We start from the raw sequence: 22178 nt of genomic DNA, 5'->3' as shown, positions 1-22178 counted from the left end.
GGCTCTGTTAGACAATAATGTTGATATGTGCATATAATTTACAAATAGTGTTATAATATAGATAATAGCACTATTGGAGGTAATATTTATGGCAACTATTTCAAATATAAAGTCAGATATAACATCACTTAGCGAATATCAATTAAGAGAATTATTTAACTATATAGGCGAAATGCTAACCCTTGGTTCATCTAATGGAAGTCTTAATAAAGAGTTTAGAGAATCAAGATTTAGTAAAGGTCAATGTTGTCCTCATTGTGAATCTACTTCTGTAGTAAAGAACGGTAAACTAAAAGGTAAGCAACGTTATTTATGTCACTCATGCAAAAAGTCCTTTAACGATTTAACTAAATCTGCATTATCTTGCACTAAGTTACCTTTACAAACATGGATTGAGTATGTTAAAGGCATGATTATAGGATTTTCTATAAGAAAGAATGCTGAGAATGTAGGTGTCTGTGTTAAAACATCATTTTATATGAGGCATAAAGTTCTTGATTGTATAAGAGCATTTATGGGTGTTGGGGATGTAGATGGCATAGTAGAAATGGACGAAACGTTCGTTGCCGAATCTTTTAAGGGAAATCATAAAAAGAGTGGGTTTAAAATGCCGAGACCTGCTCGAAAAAGAGGTAAACAAATTAAGAAACGTGGTATAAGCAATGAACAGATTTGTATAGCAACAGCAATAGATAGGAATGGAAATATAATATTAGAACCCTTATGCAAAGGAAGGGTTACTTATAATGCACTTGAAAGGCTTTATGAAGGGCGTATAGATTCTACCTCAATAATCTGTACAGATAGTCATAAATCATATATACAATTTGCTAAAGACCTTCAATTAGACCATAAGAGGATAGCAAGAGGGCATTATAAAAATGATATATACCACATAAATCATGTTAATTCATTACATAGCAATCTTAAGATTTGGATGTATAGATTTAAAGGGGTGTCTACTAAGTTCTTAAACAACTATATGAGCTGGTATAAATGGCTACAAAGTTTTAGTAGTGATAAAGAGGTTATAAAGACAAAGAATATGCTTATCCATAGTATAATACCTTTTGTTGACACAAAGATTAAAGGATATAAGGAAAGAGAAACTAATATTATATAATGTTAATGTAAAAAATTGATAATTTATATTAATTTATGTAAAATATTATATAGAGTTATTATTGTTTATAACTTGTATAAAAAGGGGGCATGTATACATGAAAAAAATTATTATATTGTTTTGTTGTCTTTTATCAGTATTTTCATTAGTGGCTTGTAACAAAGGAAGTGTATCTAATGATATTTTAATTGAAGTTAGCAAATCTACTAAATTTTCTAAAGACGAAATAGAAAATGCTATCCAAAATGTAAAGAGTAATTTTAGTTTTCCAGGGGCTACCTTAACAAAGATATGGTATGATGAGGAAAAGTCTAATTATTTAATTGATAGTTACTTAGAAAATGGACGTGGATTAACAAATGGAGTTAAAGAAGAGAATGTTATTATTCTATTATCAAATTTTGATGTCGATGGTTCTGGTGATAATCCAGTCTTAAACCCAAATACAACATATTCAGATTATCAATGGATATTAATAAGAGATAGTAAAAATAATGTTTGGAAAATTGATGATTTTGGATATTAAAAATTAAATTTATTATAATATAATAAGTAAATAAAGGTTGTCTTATTGGACAACCTTTATTATGTATCAAATCAACAATTTAATCTAACAGAGCCTATGTAATAAAAGATCTGTTAATCCACTTTCATTTGATATTCTAAAGTTCTTATGTACTGATGGCTTTCTCATATCACAGTCTAATAAAAGCACCTTACTTTCTCCTTGAGCTAATGCTAAAGCCAAGTTTCCTGCTGTTACAGTTTTACCTTCCCCTGGTTCTGAGCTTGTAATTACTATTGTTCTGTACTCTTTATCAAAAGAAGAATATTGAATATTAGTTCTAAGAGTTCTATAAGCTTCTGCTGCTATAGACTTTGGTTTCTTTTCAACAACAAACATTTTTTACTGCACCTCCCTAAACTTCATCTATAGTTGGAATAATACCAAGTACAGGTATTTCTAATTCTTTTTCTAATTGCTCTTTAGTTTTATATGTATTATCCATATATTCCATAAGGAATACTAAACCTACACTTACCATTAATCCTAAAAGAAAAGCTATTGCTATATTCATAACTTTATTTGGACTTACTGGGTTCTTTGGAGTTTCTACAGCCTCTATTACTCTTACATTACCGTTTGGTACTAACTCCTTAGCTGTTTTTATAAAATTATTTGAAATAGCTTTAAGCATTACTTCTGCTTCTTTTGGATCTTTACTTTGGTACTTTATTTGTAATATTTGAGTATCTGTAACTGGCACAACTGTTAAAGCACTTGATACAGCTCCAACTTCTAAGTCATATTTCGAATCCTTAATTGCACTTGTTAATAAATCTCTAGTCTTAATTGTTTCTGAATAAGTCTTTAATAACTTTTGATACATAGCTATATCATTACTGTTATATACTTCTGTTGAATTTTCTTCCTTACCAACAAAAAGCTTTGTACTTGCTTCGTATACTGGATCAATTATAAAGAAACTAAAAACTCCTGCTATAACTGTAGATAATATAGTTATTAAAGCTATCATCTTCCAACGCTTCTTTAAAGCTTCAAAAATTTCTTCAATGCTTATCACTTGTTCTTCCATTAAGCTCACTCCTATTTTAAATTTTATAATATCATTACTTAATATTTGGAATTATACCTAAACAAGGTATATCTAAAGTCTCTTCAATTTCACTTTTACTCTTAAAAACATTGTTAATAAATTCTTTAAATAAAACTATTCCAATACCAATAGCTAGTCCCAAAATTAAGCCAATTAAAATATTCATAACCTTATTTGGCCCAATAGGGTTTACTGGAATTATTGGTTGTTGAATAATATATACATTACCATTTGGATAAAGAGTTTTTGAAAGTTTCATAAATTCCTCTGTTAATCCATAAATCATATTATAAGATTCTTCTTTACTATCACTTACATACTTTAACTTAAGAATCTGAGTATCTGAAATAGGTACTGCACTTGATTTACTCATAGCCTCTTCTACAGTCACATCTTCACCCACATTGCTTATAGCTTTACTCATGAGATTCTTTGTCTTAAAAATCTCACTATAAGTCTTAAGCAATCTTTGATACAAAGTAATCTCTTCATTAGTATAATCAGAAGATACATTTTTAAAATTCTCTTTACCTATAAAAACTTTAGTAGTAGCTTCATACTGTGGTGATATAAAGAAAAAAGTTATAATTGCAGCTACTAAAGTTACGGTTAAAGTAGATATTATAATTAATCTAATATTATCTTTTAAAACTTTTATAATATTTTCAACTCGCAATCCCGTCATATAATATTCCTTTTCTGTTTTATTTTCCTAATACAAAAGTGCTATTCATATAGCTTGCATAAAAAATTATATCAATTAATAATTATTTTGACAATCTTGTTCGACACCTTTCACTTATACCAATTTACACCTTATTAGTAATTTTTAAAATTATTTTTGATTTAAATTAAATAAATTTAATTAAATCAAAAAAACGCTTCTTTTTATCTTTATACTTAGACTACATTTCTTACTTTATTAAGGATATAAATAGTAATATTGTACTTAAATCATAAATATTCATAAACTAGTGTGTCGGAATTTGTTTTACGATTTTTTGTATTTTTATTAGTATTTATGTCGTTTGCTATGTCTAAATCTTAATAGTTAATTAAAATTCCAATTATAGTATTATCAAAAAATTTTAATTTTGCAGACAAAAAAAGACTACATCTTTTTCTATATAGTCATTTTTATAACACTCTCATAATTAATTACATTTAATATAACTTTTTTGAATAATGTACCATATTCTTCTTTTATAGCATAAAAAGAATTGTCAGTCCCAATCCTAAAGTTTTCTGTTTCTTCATTCTTTTTAATATAATATATTTTAGAATTAAAGATATCTTTACCTATAATATAACTTTTATTCTCTTTTAAGAAAATACATCTATAAAGCTTCAAGTCTTCTTTCATAGTATTTATATATCCCCTCTCATAAGTTTTCTATATTAAAATCTTATATTCTATATTTCTATTAACTTGATATTTACTTTAGCTAATTCCTTTTTTCAATACTTTGTTTAATTTTATCAAACTTTTCATTTAACATGAACTCATTATAACTTTTATCCATAATTTAGTAAATATTTTCTATATTTTCCAAATTAATATATACTTCTATTTACCTCTTTATATTATTTCCAAAATATGTTATACTTTATACAGAACATATGTTTTATTTTGAAATTGAAAGGAGCTTTTTTATTATTTATGAAAAAATCTAATATCACTTCTAATCTTGATATGAATAATCAATTCACATCATCTAAAAAATCACCTAAAGTAAATTCTCACTATAAAAAGGAAATAAATTTAGTAGAAACTCTAAAAAAAGCAAAAGAAAAAGACCAGGGTTCAATACTTACCTTAATAAATAAGTACTATCCCCTGGTAGATAAATATAGTAATATATATAAATTAAAGAATTATGAAAAATCTGACCTAAATCAAGAAGGCAATATAGCAATTCTTAATGCCATAAACAAATTTGACCTTTCTAAAAATCTAAATGCCTTTGATGGATATACTATTAACTCTATAAGAAATAAATTTGGTACTCTTGCTAGAATCCATATTAAAAGAAATACTGAATCAAGTCTTAATATTTTGGGCAACGATGAAGAGTCAGTAGAAATAATTGACCTTATTGAAGATCCTATTAATATTGAAGAAAACTATATCAAATCTGATGAATTCTCTAGAATACACTCTGCTCTTAATACTCTCTCAAAAGAAGAACTTACCTTAATAGATGCAATCTATCTAACTAAATCTCATTCTCTTTTAAAATACTGTAAAGAAAATAATCTCACCTACCATATAACTAGGAGAAAATTAAAAAAGTCACTAGAAAAACTAAAAACATATCTTCAATAATATTACTCACCTCTATTATTACTTTCCAAGCGGAGCATCATTTTGAATATTATCGCTAACTCCAGCTGTACCTTCATCAGTTGTATTATTATTATTGTCTACTGTTGGTTTTTCATCACTTGTTGGAGGTATTACTTCTTCTGGTGGAACTACCACTGGAGGTACTAATTCTGTAGGTGGTATTGGTTTTATCTCTATTGGTTGTTTAACATATATAACAATCCCTTGAATATTGCTGTCATTAGTTCTATAAAGAATTGTATCATTTTCTAATTCATATCTTTTATTATTTATTACATTATTATATATATTTCTTGCATCTGCATTAACTTCAGCATTGCCAGTATCAATCTTTTTCACATTATACCCTTCAAACAAAGTCCATAATGCAACCTGAGTAGCTAAATAAGCTTCGTCTTCGTCATTTACACCTAACTCTTCAACACTTCTATTTGGATATCCATTTGATAGTATAATATTTATATCACCATTTGCCGGTCCATCAGATTTAAACTTCTCTCCAGTATGATAATCTTTGTCTAAATCAAGACAATACCCAAGGCCTGCTGCTGAAACTATCTTCTGAACATTAACAACAAAATCATCATAATAGAATTTACCTATTATATTATCTTCAGTATTTACAAATAACCCTTCAGGTGCTACACTATAATTTTCATTAGTAAGTGCAAATCCTCTCACTGTTGTACTTAATAAAACAAATGCTAATACTAAAATAATAACTTTAAACTGAAAAGATTTAAAAGCTTTCATAACTATCACCTCTGTACTTTTTTATCATTAGCTTTTATTAGTTATACTTAACAGTTATTAATAGTATTAGAATTTTTTATATAATTATTACTTATTCTTTCAAATTTAGTATCCTCTAAAAATTTATAAAAATTTAATCTATTACATGTAATATTTCAATAATTAACCTTATATATTTAAATGTCTAACTTTTTATTAATTTTTGAAAGGAGTATTTTATGGCAGTAGCTTCTCTAGTACTTGGAATAGTTTCCATTATCTTTAGTTTCTTTGGTGGAATTAATTTCTTTGGTGGAATCATAGGTATTGTTGGAATCATATTAGGTGTTTATGGCAAAAAAGATGAATCAAAAAAAGGCATGGCAACAGCTGGTTTAGTATGTTCTATTATTGGAACTGTTTTATGCTTTATATTCTATGTAGCTTGCGTTGCATGTGTTGGAAGCCTAGGAGCAATGTACTAATAAAAATTATCATTACTAATATTCAAACGGCTATCTCAAAATTTAAAGTTACTATATTTTGAGATAGCCTTTTCATTATTTAAGGAGATATATATGAATTATTTTAGCTTTTTTAATATAAATATTCCATCTTATAGTATTATGATACTTATTGGATTAATTATAGGAAATGTTTTTGCGTTTTTTATAATAAAAAAAAGAAATTTAATCCTAGACGATTTTATACTCATTGAAACATACGGATTAGCTTTTGGAATGCTAGGAGCTAAATTGCTATACTTATTTATTTGTAGGAAAGAAATTGATTTTACTAGAATTTTAGATTGGAATTATATTCAGCCATATATAAAAGGTGGCTTTGTATTTTACGGTGGCTTTATTGGTGGTCTACTCGGAATTTACCTGATTAAAATTATTCATAAAATAGATGTACTAAAATATTTATCAGAATTAATATTCTGTATACCATTAGTCCATGGTTTTGGAAGAATTGGATGCTATCTATCTGGCTGTTGCTATGGAATTCCTTATAATGGCCCTTTCAACATCGAGTATCATAATATACCTTATACATTATGTGATGTTAATCTATTTCCAATACAATTAGTAGAAGCGATATCATTATTTTTACTTGCCATGATATTCTTTTATTTAATATTAAAATATAGAGGCTCAATAAAACTAATTTTATATTACTTCATTTCATATAGTATTCTTCGTTTTTTTATAGAATTTTATCGATACGACTCAGCAAGAGGTGGAATATGGATACTATCAACATCACAATGGATTAGCTTAATTATACTTATTATTAGTATTATAATTCTAATTTTTAATAGAAATTTATGTACTAAGGTAACGAATGCAAGGTAATTAATAACAATATTATATACCTTGCATTAAAACTATAATTTTCATTCTTATATATACAAAAAGGACAAGTTATATAACTATATACAACCTGTCCTTTTATTATTTTGTAATCCATCTATCTAAATAGACAGCCCCATTTATCATATCAAACTTAAAAAATTCCTAATATCTTCTTTCTTTCTTTAATAGTATTTCCTACAAACTCAACCTCTTCATTATTTAACATAGCTTCTGAAGACTCTTTGAATAAACTTATATCTTCTTTTTCTACTATATTTAAAAATTTAGTTAAATCAGTATCTCTCTTACTATCTCTATGCCCATCAGAACCTACAAAATTATAAACTCTATTCATCAAATAAATTTCAGCTGTTTTCTTAACATCTTTACCAAATCCACCTGTAACACTTCCAGCATTAAGTTGGAATAAACATCCATCATTTATTAGCTTGTTTATTAATGATGGTTTCTTTATAAATGGTCTATATCTTTCAGGATGAGCTATTATAGGGGTTATCCCTTTTAGCTGTAACTCATATAAATTATCGATAACTTCATCTAAATTAAACTCTAACATCGGCAACTCAATTAACATATATTTTGTTCCATTAATTGTACCAATAATCCCTGCATCATAATATTTAATTATTCTATCTGAATAATAAACCTCTTGTCCTTGGTATATCTCAATGTTTATATTATTATCCTTAGCTAACTTCCTAAGCTTATCTACTTCTCCAGTAACTTCGCTATACTCATAATCAAATCTTCCTCTCATAAAATGAGGAGTTGCCACTATCTTTTTAGTGCCACATCTTTCAGCTATTCTTAACATTTCTAATGCCATTTCCTCATTTTTTGCCCCATCATCAATTCCTGGTATAATATGCGAGTGTATATCAATCATACTTTCTATATCCCTCTCTTTAAAAATCCTTAAATATTACCTATTTTATAATCTAATATACTAAACATTATACAATATAATATATGATTTTAACTATAGCATTTTTATGTACAAACTGTTACTAAAATACAATTATCATTTTAATATCCAGAATCATAGCTTTCAGTTATTATATTTATACATATTATTCTATATAGCATTTATCTATAAATCTGACCCATATAAAAAAGACTCAGTCAGATAAAAATCCAACTGAATCTATACTATTCTTTCCCCTTGCCGAAGGCAACCTTTCACCTTTGCGAAGTCAAACTATCATCTCACCGCAGGTGACCTTTCACTTTTGACAAAGTCAAACCATCACCTCACCACAGGTGACCTTTCACCTTTGACGAAGTCAAACCATCACCTCACCACAGGTGACCTTTCACTTTTGACAAAGTCAAACCATCACCTCACCGCAGGTGACCTTTCATCTCGACGTAGTCGACTAAATCGCTTCTTCTTCAATAGCTGCTGGTTGTACTACTTCTTTGTTAATTCCAACTATCTTCATGATTTGCTCTGATCTTTCCTTAGTTGATCCTTTGATTACTGAGTATTTAACATTTTCAGCATCTAGGAATCCTAAGATAGCCTTGTCCACAGCTTGAGCAACTTCTTCATCTTGCCATCTTACTCCGTCTTTCTTATATCCAAACTCTCTTGGTACGAAGAATATGTAATCATATTGTGGTAAATCTCTTAAAGCTAAGCTATATAAATCTTTTAATATTTCGATTTCCTTCTTAGATCTAACTTTATCTCCAAGCATTAATCTTCCATATATATATGGTACAAATGTAGCGTAGTCAGTTACCGCATAATCAAAGCTATCTAAGCTTTTTTCTAAATGTAATTGACCTAAATATATTCCGTATTGTTCAGAGATTGATTCAATCATTCCCTTTTCTCTTAAGTAATCTGTGCTATATTCTGTAGCAACACCTACATTTATATCTCTAATCTTTAAGTCTACATATAGTTGTTGAATTAATGTTGTCTTCCCACATCTAGGTCCCCCTAGGATTGCAATTCTTACTGGCATTGGCAACTCCTCCAAATATTTATAATAAATTTCAATCAATTATTCGTTATAATAGATTTTAATTATAACAACAAAATTCGACTTTTTCAACCTTTAAGGTAAAAGTAATAATTAGCAATTAAAGTATCATATTTTATCATCTCATTTGTCATAATATAACTCATCACTTCATATTATTAATTAAATTATTTATAATTGGAGGATATCTTGAATTTTGATGGTATTATTATTGGTTTAGTTTCTTTTCTCATAATAGGATTATTTCATCCTATAGTAATAAAAGGTGAATATCACTTTTCTAAAAATATTTGGCCAATTTTCTTAGTAGTAGGAATTGTATTTCTTGCAATATCACTCTACATTGACAATTCTATACTCACAGCTTCATTAGGGGTAACAGGCTTTAGCTGTCTTTGGAGCATAAAAGAATTATTTGAACAAGAAGAAAGAGTTAAAAAAGGCTGGTATCCTAAAAAGCCTAAATAATATAACTACTATTTTAAGATATAAAAAACAGTGCCACTTAAATGTAGCACTGTTTTTTATATTAATTATTCTACTATTTTAGTTTCAGCAACCTTTGCAATCCAATCTGCTGATTTCTTTTTCTTTCTCTTATATCCATCCATAAGGTCTACTGAAACAAATCCATATCTATTCTTAAATGCATTCATCCAAGACCAGTTGTCTATAGCTCCCCAATAGTGATATCCTACGCAGTTTGCTCCATCTTCAATAGCTTTTGCAACCCACTCAAGATGTTCTTTAACAAACTCTATTCTATAATCATCTTGGATTACTCCATTTTCATCTGCATATTTAGCTTCGCCTTCAACTCCCATACCATTTTCTGATATGAAGAATTCTAAGCCTGGACACTCATTTTTAATCTTCATTCCAAAGTCATAAATTCCTTTAGGATATATCTCCCATCCTCTATGAACATTCATCTTTCTATCTGGCCAGATATATGGGTCTGAGAATATTGGATTTCCCTCTTCATCAAACTTTTTAGCTGGAGCTTGTACTCTTGCTGGTTGATAATAATTAAATCCTAACCAATCAACTTTACCTAAAGATATTATTTCTTTATCTCCTGGTCTAATATATGGCGCTATTCCGTACTCTTCTAATGTATCAAGTACATCTTGAGGTAATTCTCCCTTACTTACAACATCTAACCACCATCTATTATGAATTCCATCTTCCATTCTAACTGCTTCTAAATCTTCAGTTGACGGATTTTCCTTAGTATATGGAGGTGCAAAACAGTTTATTAAACCTATCCTTGCTCCTTCACATAATTCACCTGCTTTTTGGGCTAATCTAAACTCATTAACAGCTAAACAGTGAGCTAAAGTTATATGATATTGAACTGTCATAGCTCTTTTTTCATCTCTTATATATGGATACCATAAAGCTTGATGGAATGTACACATTGGCTCAACTATTGGTTCATTAAATGTAAACCAATGCTTAACCTTAGAGCCAAATTCCTTAAAAGCTTTTCTAGCATAATTAGCATAAGCTTCTATAACATCTCTACTTTCCCAACCACCTCTATCACAAAGGTAAGCTGGCATATCAAAATGATAAAGATTAATAAAAATATCTAATCCATTTTCTAAAGCACAATCTATTACCCTATGATAAAATTCTGCTCCCTCAGGATTTATGTTTCCATCTCTATCTAAAAAACGAGACCATTGTATTGATGTTCTAAAAGAATTAAAGTTTAAAGACTTTAACAGCTTTATATCATCTTCATATTTATTATAAAAATCATTTCCTACATAGCTTCCAACATTGTTATGGAACTTATTAATTTCTAAGTCAGAATATCTGTCCCAGAAGCTTGGTAACTTTCCACCTTTGTTATGAGAACCTTCAGTCTGTGGACCAGACATTGCTGCTCCAAAGAAAAAGTCTTTTGGTAATCTACAATCTTTCATAAAAACTTCCCTCCATCAATAAATTAGCTAATATACCCACTCTCTAAAAGTATTAATAACGATAATATAGTTAGTCCTTATAATGACTATATTTTTAATATCAACACTATTTAGTGCAAGTTCTAAAAACATTAGCTAACTTGTCCCTATTTACACTTTTATACTATAATAAATAGCTATATCTGTAAACAATTTCAGGGTTGTTTTCAATTTTTGAAAATTAATCTATTATTAGCACTATTCAATTTACTACTTTATTTTATTTTTTCTAATAAATCATCTTTTATTTTATAATTATCTATTTACTTATAAATCTTATCTATTACTTTCTATAAAGGTTGTCCTGACCTGCTAATAAGCCTTTTTATAATCCATCTACATATCTCCTCAATTCTTCTATTCCTTCAGTAGAATAAGCTGAAACCTTAAATACTCTTCTAACTCCTGCAACTCTTAATTGTTCTTCAATAATATCTATACTATCTTCACACTCACCTATATCAGTTTTAGTTATAATGCCTATAACTTCTCTGCCAAAAGTCCCAGCAAATCCAGGTGGCATCATAGAAATAGTATCACCACACTCCTGAACTAAAGCAATCATATTAGCCTCAGCAGCTGTTGTTATTAAAGCACTATAATAATTTCTATTCTCCAAATATTCACCAGGCGTATCAATAGAATCAACATATAAATCTATAGACTGAGTCTTCTTATACCTAATCTCCTCCCCCTGAAGTCTCTGACAAAGAGACGTTTTACCACAACCACTTTTACCTATAAATATAACCTTCTTCATAATCTCACCAACTTTAACTATTAATAAAAATTGCTAATATATAATACTTACACAGGTAGATTAATCTATTTTATATGTTTTAAGGAGGAAATCATATAAATTATATCTTATCTATAAACTACCATATTAAATATTACATATTAGCAATACTTCAAACTTTAATATATTTTAAGACCTTGTTATATTTGTTGCTGTAAACTTAAGCATATCTCCAAGAACCTTCATAACTTCCCTTAAAGATTCTTCAACAGAAGATACAGACCCAACTATAACTAAAGATCCACTAAACCTATCAATAAATCCAATAGACACATCAGAAGCCTTAGTTGCAATATCAGCAGCTATTATAGTCCCTTCACTTGGAGTTATTGTCATTATCCCAATAGCTCCTTTTTGATTAGTTACCAAACCTAACTTTTGATACAATTCAGGCACAGGATTAGCAATAACATGAGCCAAAGTAACCTGCTTCCCAGGAACAAATTCCTGAATAATTCTAGTAGTCTCAGATTTTTCAAATATATTATCCACAAATCCCACCACCTTAATTTCCAATTTTCTGGACCTTCGAGGTCCAATTAATACAAGTTCTCTATAAAGTTATCTGATGGATTTGCAATTACTGCTGAGTCTAGTAGCATTCCACTCTCCATTAGATGCTTCTTTGCATTTTCTACTGACATTTCAACGGCGGATAATTCTCCATTTATAATAAAGAAGCTTTTTCCACACATCCCTCTTGCAAGTCTAACTTCCACAAGAGTAACTGCTGATGTTTTTGCTGCTATATCTGCTGCTTCAATTATAGATGCAACTGAATAGCTCTCAACTATTCCAACAGCTCCCTTAATTTCTACAGATGTACTTCCTGATATTGCACCATATATTTGCTCAGTAGGATTTCCTAATAAGAATGAATCTATCACATTATGCTCAAAGCCTATCGTTCCACCTTCTATGGCAGCCTTAACATCTGATAAGTTTCCCTTAAATAATACAATATATTTCCCAGGACATACTGTTGCAGCATGAATAATGTCTATATTTGATGTCTTTGACATTTTATCTGCAGCCATCATCCCTGTTGGAATCTTTAAATATTCAACTAATCCTAATGCACTAACCAAGAATTATCCCTCCCTTCTTATTACTAAATAATCTTTATTTATTTCACTAATAATTCCATCTATAGGACTATGTAAAAAGACTCCTAAAGACTTCTCATCTATACTTCCTATAACTTGTCCACTAGTTACCTTATCTCCCTTATTAACATTAAATGTTACTGGAGCACCTATTGATTGTCTGGCTTTTATAGTTAAAATATTTGGCTCTAAAGTCATCTCATTTAGAGGAGCATCAACGTTGTACTGGGTTAACTTTAACCTTGCAACAACTCTACCTACAGGCACTCTTCTAAATTCCTTTTCCTCTTTAACCTTACTATCAACCTTTGCTAACTTAACACCATTAGCTCTAAGTCTTCCTTTTAAATCAGCTATAATTGCTTTAGGATTTAATCCTTGATGACAAGAATAAGCTGAACAAAGATTACATTCACAACATGCCAATGCATTTACAAAAACTTCTGAATTATAATCAAGTCCAAAAGCTAACGAATTCATAATTTTATGTGGCTCAATTGAATGTCCTAATAAATTTCTTGGACATAAATCTGTACACATTCTACATTGAGAGCAGACTCCCATGGCTCTCTTTAAAGCAATTTTCAATCTATATTCTCTAAGCTCAATTATTGGATTGTCCATTGGTAATACAAATATACCCTTTGTAGTTTTAGTTACAGTATCATTTAAGTTCCCTATTACACCAGTCATTGGTCCACCAACTAGAAGCTTATAACTATCTATAGATGGTCCACCAGCTTCTTTAAGTAAATCACCAAACTTTGTCCCTATTGGAACTCTTAAAGTCTTTGGCTCATTAACTGCTCCCCCAACTGTTAAATACTTGTATGTAACTGGCTCCTTCTTTTCTACTGCATTATAAACATTTAGCGCTGTTTCAACATTCATAACCATTGCCCCAACATTTATAGGAATTCCTCCTTGAGGTACTACCATACCTGTTGTTTCATAAACTAAAACTACTTCATCACCTGCTGGATATCCATCCTTAAGCAATTTCTTTCTAAGTCGTGGGTACTTATAAATAACTCTCTCAATAGCTTCATCAGCATCATGATAATGTTCCTTATAAGCCAATATTCCTTCCTTCGCTCCTACAGCTTCAACAACAAGACTCAATCCTGTCAAAATCTCATCTGTATGAGTTGCTAACAAATTCTGATCAACCCTAAATAAAGGTTCACACTCTGCACCATTTAAAATAACAGTATTTACATCATAAGATAACTTTGCATAAGTAGGGAAACCCGCTCCCCCTGCACCAACTATCCCACTTTCCTTAAGTAAATCCTTTAACTCCTGAAGCACCATATAAAATCACTTCCTTTACCTCTATACCTTATGACCAAACAATTCCATAATCTTTTGCGTAAGCAAAACCATCCTCTTGCCACAGGTAACCACTACCTTTGACGAAGTCAAACCATCACCTTTGCGCAGCAAACCATAACTTCGCTATAAGCGATCATCACCTTGCCGTAGGCAACCATAACTTTACTGCAAGTGACCATCACCTTTTGCGTAAGCAAAACCATCACTAATCAACGATTCCAACAATAGCTGCATCAGCCGGTACCTCTTTATTAAGTCCTAACCTAGCACTAGACCCAGTAGTAACTATAACCTCAGTATTTATCCCAGCTCCTACCCTATCAATTGCAACTATATTCTTCCCATTATTATAATCATCAGCAGGCTTAACTATCAAAAGCTTATACCCCATCAAATTGTCCTCTTTTCTAGTACTAACAACATTCCCAATAACAGTACCAATAAACATTTTTTTCTCCTTTCAAGAAAAAACAAGACTTGTCCAATCTTCATCCTTGTCCAAATCAACCTCTGTTACTTTCTTCATTAACCTTAAGACCTTTTATATCAAATCCCTTAAGAAATTTTTAGTATTTTTTGTTAGTTATGTATGTTTATATTTGATACATACACAGGAATATCATGAACTAACATCTAGAATTTCATTATTTCTGGAATGAAAATTACGTTAAAAAGTTTGTGCTGTTTTTTTAATGAAGCTCCTTCTCCTAACGTCGAATGAGTAAGTTCGATTAACAAAATTAAAATTTTGAATCTCACTTAAGTTCACAAACTTTAGTAATTCTCATGTAAGAAATAATAGAAATTCTTATGCTAGTGAATTAATTCCGAAGTATGAAGCAAATATAAACATTTTTCTAACATTAAATAATTTCTACAAAGCTTCCATTTTTGATTCCTAATGCATTAGCCTCATCTGTATCTATATGCATTTCAAAGTGGAAATCTTCTCTTACCCTAACGTCTACGTTTTCTAATATTCCAGCTCTATCGCCTTTTATTCTTACAGATACAACTCCTTCTCCAATTCCAAGTCTCTTAGAATCTTCTGGATGCATATGTATATGTCTTTTAGCAATAATACATCCTTCATCAATTCTTACAGTACCCTTTGGTCCTACTATAGTTATTGAAGCAGAAGACTTAGTATCTCCTGAAAGTCTAACAGGAGCCTTAACCCCTAAGGTTATTGCATCTGTAGCTGATATCTCAACTTGAGTTTCTTTTCTTACTGGTCCTAAAATTCTTACTTTTTCAATACTTCTTAACTTAGGTCCAACTATTGTAACAAGCTCCTCTGATGCAAACTGATCTCCCATTAGATATTTCTTAACATTTAACTCATACCCCTTACCAAATAAAACTTCTAAATGTTCCTTTGATAAGTGTATATGTCTTGCAGAAACCCCAACCTTCACCTCTTTTTTAGATGAAGGTTGTTCATTTTTCAATACGTCCATTACTTTTTCAGTTATAAGCTGTACTAATGTTTCGTTCATTTAAATCACCAAACCTAACTAAAATTAAGCTTGTTTTGGTAAAATTGATTCTACAGTTGAATGTGGTCTTGGAATTACGTGAACAGCAACTATTTCACCTAATCTTGAAGCAACCTCTGATCCAGCTTCAACAGCAGCCTTAACAGCTCCAACATCTCCTCTTACCATAACAGTAACTAATCCAGATCCTATTTTTTCAGTTCCTACTAATTCAACATTTGCAGCCTTAACCATTGCATCTGCACCTTCTATAGCAGCTACTAACCCTCTAGTTTCTAACATTCCTAATGCTTGTTGTCCCATTTTAATTCCTCCTAAATTCTCATCTTTTTTATTAAAAACTTCTTCTTTATTAATCTCTAAAATAATCTCATCTTCAGCCTTATCTTCCTTGCTGACTACCTCAACAACTTCAGCTTCTTTTACATCAATTCCATCTTGAACAATATCATCTTTATTTACAGCATCTACTGCTTTTGATTCTTCAATATTAACTTCCTCTACCTTTGAAGCATCAACCTTAACCTCTTCTACTTTAACATCTTCAACCTTAGCCTCTTCAACTTTAGCTTTAGACTTTTTAGGCTCTTTTACATCTTTCTTAGCAGATGTTTTTCTGCCTCTTTTAGGCTTTTTTTCTACAGCCTCTTCAGTTGATTTTTCAATATTCTTTTCATCCATAAACTATCATCTCGCTTTGTTAAATTTCAAGCTACTCCTATCTAGCAAAGCCATTATTTCTTCATGTGGTCTTGGAATCACAGCATGAGCAACACATTTAGTTATAGAATCTGCAGTTCTCGTTCCAACCTCAACAGCAGCTTGAACATCTTCCACAGAACCTTCTACAACTATTGTTACTAATCTTCCACCAAGCTTCTTCTCCATAGTCTTAAACTTAACATTAGAAGTCTTAGTCATACTGTCCAAAGCCTCAACCGAAGCCACAACCCCAACAACCTCAACTATACCTATTGCATTCATTACAACCACCCTAATTTCAAAACACTTTTTTAAACTTAAACCTTCACCTTTTGCAAAATGAATCTATCTAATTTAAAAATAAATCTATCCATCTCACAAAAGATGATTATCAAACTCTAGCCTAAGGAAAACCCTATTCTCACTGAGTATGACTCCATGTCTTTAATGTAATTCAGAACTTACCACTCAAAAAAGATAATCCTCAGTCTTTTGCGCTAGTAAAACTATTGCTCTCAGTGAAGCTTACTCTTGTACTTTTACATCATCAAAACCATTCCCATAACCTCAAACTTACTCTTGGGCTTTGGCGTCAGCCAAACTATTGCCCTCAGCGAAGCTGACATTTGGACTTTTGCGCCAGCAAAACCATTCCTCTAACCTCAACTTACTCTTGGACTTTGGCGTTAGCCAAACTTTTGCCCTCAGCAAAGCTGACTTTGGGACTTTTGCGCCAGCAAAACCATTCCCCTAACCTAAAATTTACTCTTGGACTTTGGCTTTAGCCAAACTTTTGCCCTCAGCGAAGCTGACATTTGGACTTTTGCGCCAGCAAAACCTTTCCCTTCACCGAAAGTGACCTTTCCCTATTTGCAAAGCAAATCTTTTCTCCTTTGACGAAGTCAAACCTTTCTCCTCGATGCAGTCGACTATCCTAATGTTGGTAATATTTTTTCTACATCTCCATTTGGTCTTGGAATTACATGTACAGCAACTAACTCACCTAAATTAGCTGCAGCACTTGCTCCAACTTCTGTAGCAGCCTTAACAGCTCCAACATCTCCTCTTACCATAATAGTTACTAATCCAGATCCAATCTTTTCAGTTCCAATTAAAGTTACGTCTGCTGCCTTTACCATTGCATCTGCTGCCTCTATAGCTGCTACTAATCCTCTTGTTTCTACCATTCCTAAAGCTTCTTGTTTCATAATAAAATCCTCCTAAATCTTTCTTTTTAATATTTTAATTCGATAATTTTTATAATAAATTTTAATTTAATACATAATATAATCTTTTCAACTTAACCCAATCAGCCATCTCTATTCTTAACTAAACTGATATTGGGTCTTTTAAGTTATCAAAGTCTTCTCTTTTCATATGCCAACTAGATTACTTTTGATATTTTGAGCTAGCAAAACCTGCTCTTTTCATATCATAACTAGATGACCTCTGGTCTTTTGCGCTAGCAAAACTTTTGCTCTCAGCGAAGCTGAAATTGGGACTTTTGCGTCAGCAAAACCTTCCTCTACCCTATACAGCTTGTATCTACAAATCCTTTAATTCCTTCATCTACTCTAGGTATTACATAACTACAGCTAACTCCTGAAACCTTATTAGCTGCCGCTATCCCAGCTTCAATAGCCATTTCAACATCACTTACAGTACCTTCAAACTTTATTACAATAAGAAGTGGTACCTCAAGCTTGTCAGCATTGCCAGGTTTATTCTTATCTATAGTAACAACCCTAACATCTCCAGCCTTACAAGCAGCATCAGCAGCTACCAGTGCTGTAGTTAAACCAAACACCTCTAATAATCCTAAAGCCTTCACCCTATAGCACCTCATTCAAATAATTCTTCTTGCTCTTTGACGAAGTCAAATCTTTACTTCAATCTCAGCAAATCTGACTCTTGGACTTTGGCGATAGCCAAACTCTTGGTCTCAGCGAAGCTGACATTGGGACTTTTGCGCCAGCAAAACCTTTCACCTCTCCACAGTCGACTACTTATTTATAATCGCTATCTTTATTCCTTCTTGTCTAATATTTGTTTCAAGCGCTTCTTGTAATTGCTCTAATGGGAACTCATGAGTTATAAGTTCTTTTATTGGTAATCCAATTCCATTAGCTCTCTTTAAGAAATCAAATGTTGTTAAGTAATCTTGTGGTGTGTAAACCCAAGAACCTACTGCTGTAATTTCTTTATTACAAAGGTCAAAGTGTGGGTTGATTGTAGCATCTCCATTATTTACGAAGAATCCTACTTCACATAGTCCTCCACCTCTCTTAACAAGCTTCCAAATTCCTGCATGAGCCTTTGGAGATCCTGTACATTGGAACGCGAAATCTGCTCCAAGTCCATCTGTTAAGTCTTTTATTTTTTCTATAGTTTCATCAAATGAACTGCTCTTCATTACATTTACAGTTTCAGTTGCACCTAATCTCTTAGCCATTTCTAATCTCTTTTCATTTCCATCAAGAGCTACTATGTTTTCAATTCCCATAGTTCTTAATACGCTAAGTAATAATAATCCTATTGGACCACAACCTTGAACTAAAACCTTAGAGTTGAATTTTAAAAGTCCAGTTGTCTTAGCTCTTTCAACAGCATGTACAACAACTGCTGCTGGCTCTATCAATACTCTTGAGTGTAAATCCATATCAGATACATTAAACACTGTTGAGTTCTTTCTTATTACTATATAATCACCAAACCATCCATTTAAATGAATGTTGTCATCAGTCATTAATCCATATATACCTTGATTTTCACAAAGGTTAGTTCTTTCTGGATGTTGTAAACATGTTGGACACTCTCCACAAGGAATAATACAAGTTACTATCTTATCTCCAACATTAAGTGATTTTCCTGCTGAATCTCTCTTAATATTTTTACCCATCTTTATAATTTCACCAGTTCCTTCATGTCCAAGAACTACTGGAATTAATCCAAATGGATCATTCTTATATTCATGTACATCTGTACCACAGATTCCACAACCTTCAACCTTAACTAACATTTCATCATCGCTAATTTCAGGTATGTTGAATTCCTTAATTTCAATTCTTTCCTTAGCTGTCATCATACCAACCTTTGCAGTGTTAGCATTAGAAACAGCCTTTGGAGCTTCAGCCCCTGTAGTCATTTCTTGAAGTATACTTTTAACTATAGCTTCAATATTTATATTATTAATTTCCATATCCCTCTCCCCCTTTATTTCTCTTTACCCAAATCAAACTCTTGCTTTCCGCAGCCACTCTCAAAAATTTGTGTAGTAAATCTCTTGGTCTCAGCGTAGCTGACCTCTGGACTGCCATAGGCACATTTGGACATTTGCGTCAGCAAATCTTTTTAATTACTTACTCACCTTAATTTATACCTACAAATCACATTTGACTATTTAACTAAGCCAAATTACTTCACTGTCGTATTAATTCTCGGACATTTACGCAAGTAAATCTCTTGGTCTCAGCGTAGCTGACCTCTGGACTGCCGTAGGCACATTTGGACATTTGCGCCAGCAAATCCTTTCCCTTGCCTCAGGCACTTTTCCCTTCACGCAGTGATTTTTCACCTTTGCGTAAGCAAACCTTTCACCTCTCCGCAGGAGACTTTTCACTATTTGCGACAGCAAATCTTTTCCCTTGATCGAAGGTCACTTTTCTCCTTTGCGCTAGCAAACCATCTCTACTTTATTGAAAGTGAATCCTTAAGCACACATCTTCTTGCCTTAGTAAATGTCTTTGCTGAACTTAATCCTTCACCAGTTTTACTTGCTATTGTGAATGTTGGATATCCTTCAGCCCCTACCCCTAAAGCAGAATATGATGGTGCATTCTTAACAAATATTGCAGTATCAACTTCTCTTGCAAAGTAAGTTAACCTATCTATATTCTTTGAGTGCATATGAGCTGAATGTCTATTTCCATGCTCTAACTCAACAGCAACTTCTACAGCTTCTTCAAAGTCCTTAACCGTTACTATTCCTAGTATTGGCATCATTAACTCTTCAACTACTAGTAAATGCTTTTTGCATCCTTTAAAGATAATGCATCTTACTGAATCTTCAGCATAAACTCCTATAGCATCTAATATAACCTTGGCATCTCTACCAACAAACTTTCTATTTAAAATTCTCTTATCACCTTTTTTAATTAGAACTGTATCTACTAGCTTTTTAACTAACTCTGGATCTTCTAAAAGATAAGCCCCATTCTTTTGCATTTCTACTATTAATTCATCACAGATTTGCTCAACAGCTACTACTTCTTTTTCAGCTATACAAGGTAAGTTATTATCAAAAGTTGCCCCATCTATAATATCTCTTGCTGCTGCTTTTATATCTGATGTTTCATCTACTATTACAGGAGGATTTCCTGCTCCAGCACCTATTGCTCTCTTTCCTGCTGAACAAGCTTGTTTAACAACTCCAGGTCCACCAGTTGCTGATATAAAAGGTACATCCTTGTGATTCATTAATGCTGAAGTTATCTCAATGCTTGGATTATCAAAAGTAACTACTATGTTCTTTGGTCCTCCAGCTTCTATTGATGCTTCATTTACTAGCTTAACTGCAAACTTAGAGCATTCCTTAGCACCTGGATGTGGTGCAAATACTACTGTATTTCCTGCTGCTATCATTCCAATAGAGTTACAGAAAACTGTAGCTGTTGGATTTGTTGATGGAGTTATAGCTGCAATTACACCAAATGGTCCTTGCTCTACTAAAGTTAATCCACCATCTCCACTCCAAGCTGTAGTTGTTAAATCTTCAGTCCCTGGAGTTTTTTCTGCTACTAATAAATGCTTTGTTATCTTATCTTCAACTCTTCCCATGCCAGTTTCATCAACAGCCATCATTGATAATCTCTCAGCGTATGTTAAGCACTTTTCTCTAATTTTTTGTATTATCTTTTCTCTATCTTTAATTGAAAGATTTTTTAATTTCTTATAAGCTTCTTTAGCTGCTGCTACTGCTGAATCTACATCACTAAATATGTAATCCTCATGACTCTTACAGCTACCATCACCTTTACAGCTACCATTGCCACCACATCCACCATTACAGCCACATTTTTTATCTGCAACAACTTCAGTCTTAGACATTTTCTTCATTATCTTAGCCACAATCTCTTGCACTAATTCTGTACTAGTCTCCATACTACTCCCTCCCATCTCATTTCTCTTTGACTAAATCAAACTCTTACACCAAATCACACTTTGCTTTTTAACAAAATCAACTCTTGCTCTCAGCAAAGCTGACTTATGAACTATAGTAGTCACATTTGGACATTTGCGTAGCAAATCTTCTTAGACTGCCGTAGGCACATCTGGACATTTGCACAGCAAATCCTTTCCCCTTTGCATAAGCAAAACTTTCACTTACTGAAGGTACTTTTCACCCTTTGACGAAGTCAACATATCGCTCTGCCTTATCAACTCTTGGTCTCAGCGAAGCTAACTTATGAACTGCAGTAATTACCTTTGGACATTTGCAAAGCAAATCTTCTTGGACTGCCGTAGGCACATTGGGACATTTGCGCCAGCAAATCCTATCCTCTTTGTGCAGCAAA

Annotated in this window: 25 protein-coding genes and 1 pseudogene; 6 read left to right on the top strand and 20 right to left on the bottom strand. The window is 31.7% G+C overall.

What is annotated here, in order from left to right; genetic code table 11:
• Nucleotides 1–88 precede the first annotated feature (88 nt).
• On the top strand, nucleotides 89–1123 hold the full coding sequence (locus tag ARA56_RS15460; protein WP_032592430.1) for an IS1595-like element ISCaje6 family transposase: 1035 nt from the start codon (nucleotides 89–91) through the stop codon (nucleotides 1121–1123).
• A 97-nt stretch (nucleotides 1124–1220) separates the two neighbouring features.
• Nucleotides 1221–1649: a DUF4829 domain-containing protein gene (locus tag ARA56_RS16510; RefSeq protein ID WP_079354410.1), complete on the top strand. Its 429-nt coding sequence runs from the start codon at nucleotides 1221–1223 to the stop codon at nucleotides 1647–1649.
• A 99-nt stretch (nucleotides 1650–1748) separates the two neighbouring features.
• On the opposite strand, the pseudogene ARA56_RS15450 reads toward ARA56_RS16510, so the two are convergent.
• From ARA56_RS15450 to ARA56_RS15435, 4 genes and pseudogenes are all read right to left on the bottom strand, one after another.
• A pseudogene (locus ARA56_RS15450) lies at nucleotides 1749–2027 on the bottom strand (CpsD/CapB family tyrosine-protein kinase); the annotation flags it as partial.
• Nucleotides 2028–2043: 16 nt separating this feature from the next.
• Nucleotides 2044–2721 carry a YveK family protein gene (locus ARA56_RS15445; RefSeq protein ID WP_055268297.1) on the bottom strand — a complete coding sequence of 226 codons (678 nt, stop codon included), beginning with the start codon at nucleotides 2719–2721 and terminating at the stop codon, nucleotides 2044–2046.
• Nucleotides 2722–2755: 34 nt separating this feature from the next.
• Nucleotides 2756–3427 carry a YveK family protein gene (locus ARA56_RS15440; RefSeq protein ID WP_055268295.1) on the bottom strand — a complete coding sequence of 224 codons (672 nt, stop codon included), beginning with the start codon at nucleotides 3425–3427 and terminating at the stop codon, nucleotides 2756–2758.
• A 438-nt stretch (nucleotides 3428–3865) separates the two neighbouring features.
• Nucleotides 3866–4105, bottom strand: a complete 240-nt coding sequence (locus ARA56_RS15435; RefSeq protein WP_055268293.1) for a hypothetical protein — start codon at nucleotides 4103–4105, stop codon at nucleotides 3866–3868.
• A 297-nt stretch (nucleotides 4106–4402) separates the two neighbouring features.
• Here ARA56_RS15435 and ARA56_RS15430 point away from each other — a divergent pair, with 297 nt between their 5' ends.
• Nucleotides 4403–5068, top strand: a complete 666-nt coding sequence (locus ARA56_RS15430) for a sigma-70 family RNA polymerase sigma factor (RefSeq protein ID WP_055268291.1) — start codon at nucleotides 4403–4405, stop codon at nucleotides 5066–5068.
• 18 nt (nucleotides 5069–5086) lie between these two features.
• Here the strand turns inward: ARA56_RS15430 and ARA56_RS15425 are convergent, their stop codons facing one another.
• Nucleotides 5087–5842: a thioester domain-containing protein gene (locus ARA56_RS15425; protein ID WP_055268289.1), complete on the bottom strand. Its 756-nt coding sequence runs from the start codon at nucleotides 5840–5842 to the stop codon at nucleotides 5087–5089.
• A 218-nt stretch (nucleotides 5843–6060) separates the two neighbouring features.
• Between ARA56_RS15425 and ARA56_RS15420 the strand changes: the two genes are divergently transcribed.
• Nucleotides 6061–6306, top strand: a complete 246-nt coding sequence (locus ARA56_RS15420) for a DUF4190 domain-containing protein (protein WP_055268287.1) — start codon at nucleotides 6061–6063, stop codon at nucleotides 6304–6306.
• A 93-nt stretch (nucleotides 6307–6399) separates the two neighbouring features.
• Nucleotides 6400–7179, top strand: a complete 780-nt coding sequence (locus ARA56_RS15415; RefSeq protein WP_055268285.1) for a prolipoprotein diacylglyceryl transferase — start codon at nucleotides 6400–6402, stop codon at nucleotides 7177–7179.
• Between the two features lie 151 nt (nucleotides 7180–7330).
• Here ARA56_RS15415 and ARA56_RS15410 read toward each other — a convergent pair whose 3' ends face one another.
• Together ARA56_RS15410 and ARA56_RS15405 are read right to left on the bottom strand one after the other, a co-directional pair.
• Entirely contained in the window at nucleotides 7331–8086 is a 756-nt protein-coding gene (locus tag ARA56_RS15410; protein WP_055268283.1) for a tyrosine-protein phosphatase, read from the bottom strand.
• Nucleotides 8087–8576: 490 nt separating this feature from the next.
• On the bottom strand, nucleotides 8577–9173 hold the full coding sequence (locus ARA56_RS15405; RefSeq protein WP_055268281.1) for an ATP/GTP-binding protein: 597 nt from the start codon (nucleotides 9171–9173) through the stop codon (nucleotides 8577–8579).
• Nucleotides 9174–9380: 207 nt separating this feature from the next.
• On the opposite strand from ARA56_RS15405, the gene ARA56_RS15400 reads away from it, so the two are divergent.
• The gene (locus ARA56_RS15400; protein WP_055268279.1) at nucleotides 9381–9659 is read left to right on the top strand and encodes a DUF4491 family protein; all 279 of its coding nucleotides are present in this window, start codon (nucleotides 9381–9383) and stop codon (nucleotides 9657–9659) included.
• Between the two features lie 65 nt (nucleotides 9660–9724).
• Here ARA56_RS15400 and ARA56_RS15395 read toward each other — a convergent pair whose 3' ends face one another.
• The 13 genes from ARA56_RS15395 to ARA56_RS15335 all read right to left on the bottom strand — a co-directional run bounded on the left by ARA56_RS15395 (nucleotide 9725) and on the right by ARA56_RS15335 (nucleotide 21765).
• Nucleotides 9725–11125: a glycoside hydrolase family 1 protein gene (locus tag ARA56_RS15395; RefSeq protein ID WP_055268277.1), complete on the bottom strand. Its 1401-nt coding sequence runs from the start codon at nucleotides 11123–11125 to the stop codon at nucleotides 9725–9727.
• 364 nt (nucleotides 11126–11489) lie between these two features.
• The gene (locus ARA56_RS15390; protein WP_055268275.1) at nucleotides 11490–11924 is read right to left on the bottom strand and encodes a EutP/PduV family microcompartment system protein; all 435 of its coding nucleotides are present in this window, start codon (nucleotides 11922–11924) and stop codon (nucleotides 11490–11492) included.
• A gap of 168 nt (nucleotides 11925–12092) precedes the next feature.
• Nucleotides 12093–12446, bottom strand: a complete 354-nt coding sequence (eutS, locus tag ARA56_RS15385; protein WP_055268303.1) for an ethanolamine utilization microcompartment protein EutS — start codon at nucleotides 12444–12446, stop codon at nucleotides 12093–12095.
• Between the two features lie 56 nt (nucleotides 12447–12502).
• Nucleotides 12503–13051 (bottom strand): BMC domain-containing protein, encoded by a 549-nt coding sequence (locus ARA56_RS15380; protein WP_148315782.1) that lies wholly within the window; start codon nucleotides 13049–13051, stop codon nucleotides 12503–12505.
• Between the two features lie 3 nt (nucleotides 13052–13054).
• Nucleotides 13055–14383 (bottom strand): SLBB domain-containing protein, encoded by a 1329-nt coding sequence (locus ARA56_RS15375; protein ID WP_055268273.1) that lies wholly within the window; start codon nucleotides 14381–14383, stop codon nucleotides 13055–13057.
• A gap of 226 nt (nucleotides 14384–14609) precedes the next feature.
• Complete coding sequence (locus ARA56_RS15370; protein ID WP_055268271.1) at nucleotides 14610–14852, bottom strand: EutN/CcmL family microcompartment protein; 243 nt, start codon at nucleotides 14850–14852, stop codon at nucleotides 14610–14612.
• A 415-nt stretch (nucleotides 14853–15267) separates the two neighbouring features.
• Nucleotides 15268–15903 carry a phosphate propanoyltransferase gene (gene pduL, locus ARA56_RS15365; RefSeq protein ID WP_055268269.1) on the bottom strand — a complete coding sequence of 212 codons (636 nt, stop codon included), beginning with the start codon at nucleotides 15901–15903 and terminating at the stop codon, nucleotides 15268–15270.
• 24 nt (nucleotides 15904–15927) lie between these two features.
• On the bottom strand, nucleotides 15928–16206 hold the full coding sequence (locus tag ARA56_RS15360) for a BMC domain-containing protein (protein WP_055268299.1): 279 nt from the start codon (nucleotides 16204–16206) through the stop codon (nucleotides 15928–15930).
• A gap of 384 nt (nucleotides 16207–16590) precedes the next feature.
• Entirely contained in the window at nucleotides 16591–16887 is a 297-nt protein-coding gene (locus ARA56_RS15355; protein WP_055268267.1) for a BMC domain-containing protein, read from the bottom strand.
• Between the two features lie 647 nt (nucleotides 16888–17534).
• Nucleotides 17535–17813 (bottom strand): BMC domain-containing protein, encoded by a 279-nt coding sequence (locus ARA56_RS15350; RefSeq protein WP_055268265.1) that lies wholly within the window; start codon nucleotides 17811–17813, stop codon nucleotides 17535–17537.
• A 317-nt stretch (nucleotides 17814–18130) separates the two neighbouring features.
• A complete protein-coding gene (locus ARA56_RS15345; protein ID WP_242855979.1) occupies nucleotides 18131–18436 on the bottom strand; it encodes a BMC domain-containing protein in 306 nt (101 codons plus the stop codon).
• 171 nt (nucleotides 18437–18607) lie between these two features.
• Nucleotides 18608–19804 (bottom strand): zinc-dependent alcohol dehydrogenase, encoded by a 1197-nt coding sequence (locus ARA56_RS15340; protein WP_055268261.1) that lies wholly within the window; start codon nucleotides 19802–19804, stop codon nucleotides 18608–18610.
• A gap of 488 nt (nucleotides 19805–20292) precedes the next feature.
• On the bottom strand, nucleotides 20293–21765 hold the full coding sequence (locus ARA56_RS15335) for an aldehyde dehydrogenase family protein (protein ID WP_055268259.1): 1473 nt from the start codon (nucleotides 21763–21765) through the stop codon (nucleotides 20293–20295).
• Nucleotides 21766–22178 lie beyond the last annotated feature (413 nt).

Origin of the sequence: Clostridium disporicum (assembly GCF_001405015.1) — a bacterium.
Taxonomy (GTDB): Bacteria; Bacillota; Clostridia; order Clostridiales; family Clostridiaceae; genus Clostridium; species Clostridium disporicum_B.
Note: the sequence above shows the minus strand (reverse complement) of the source record. Positions and strands in the feature narration are given on the sequence as shown.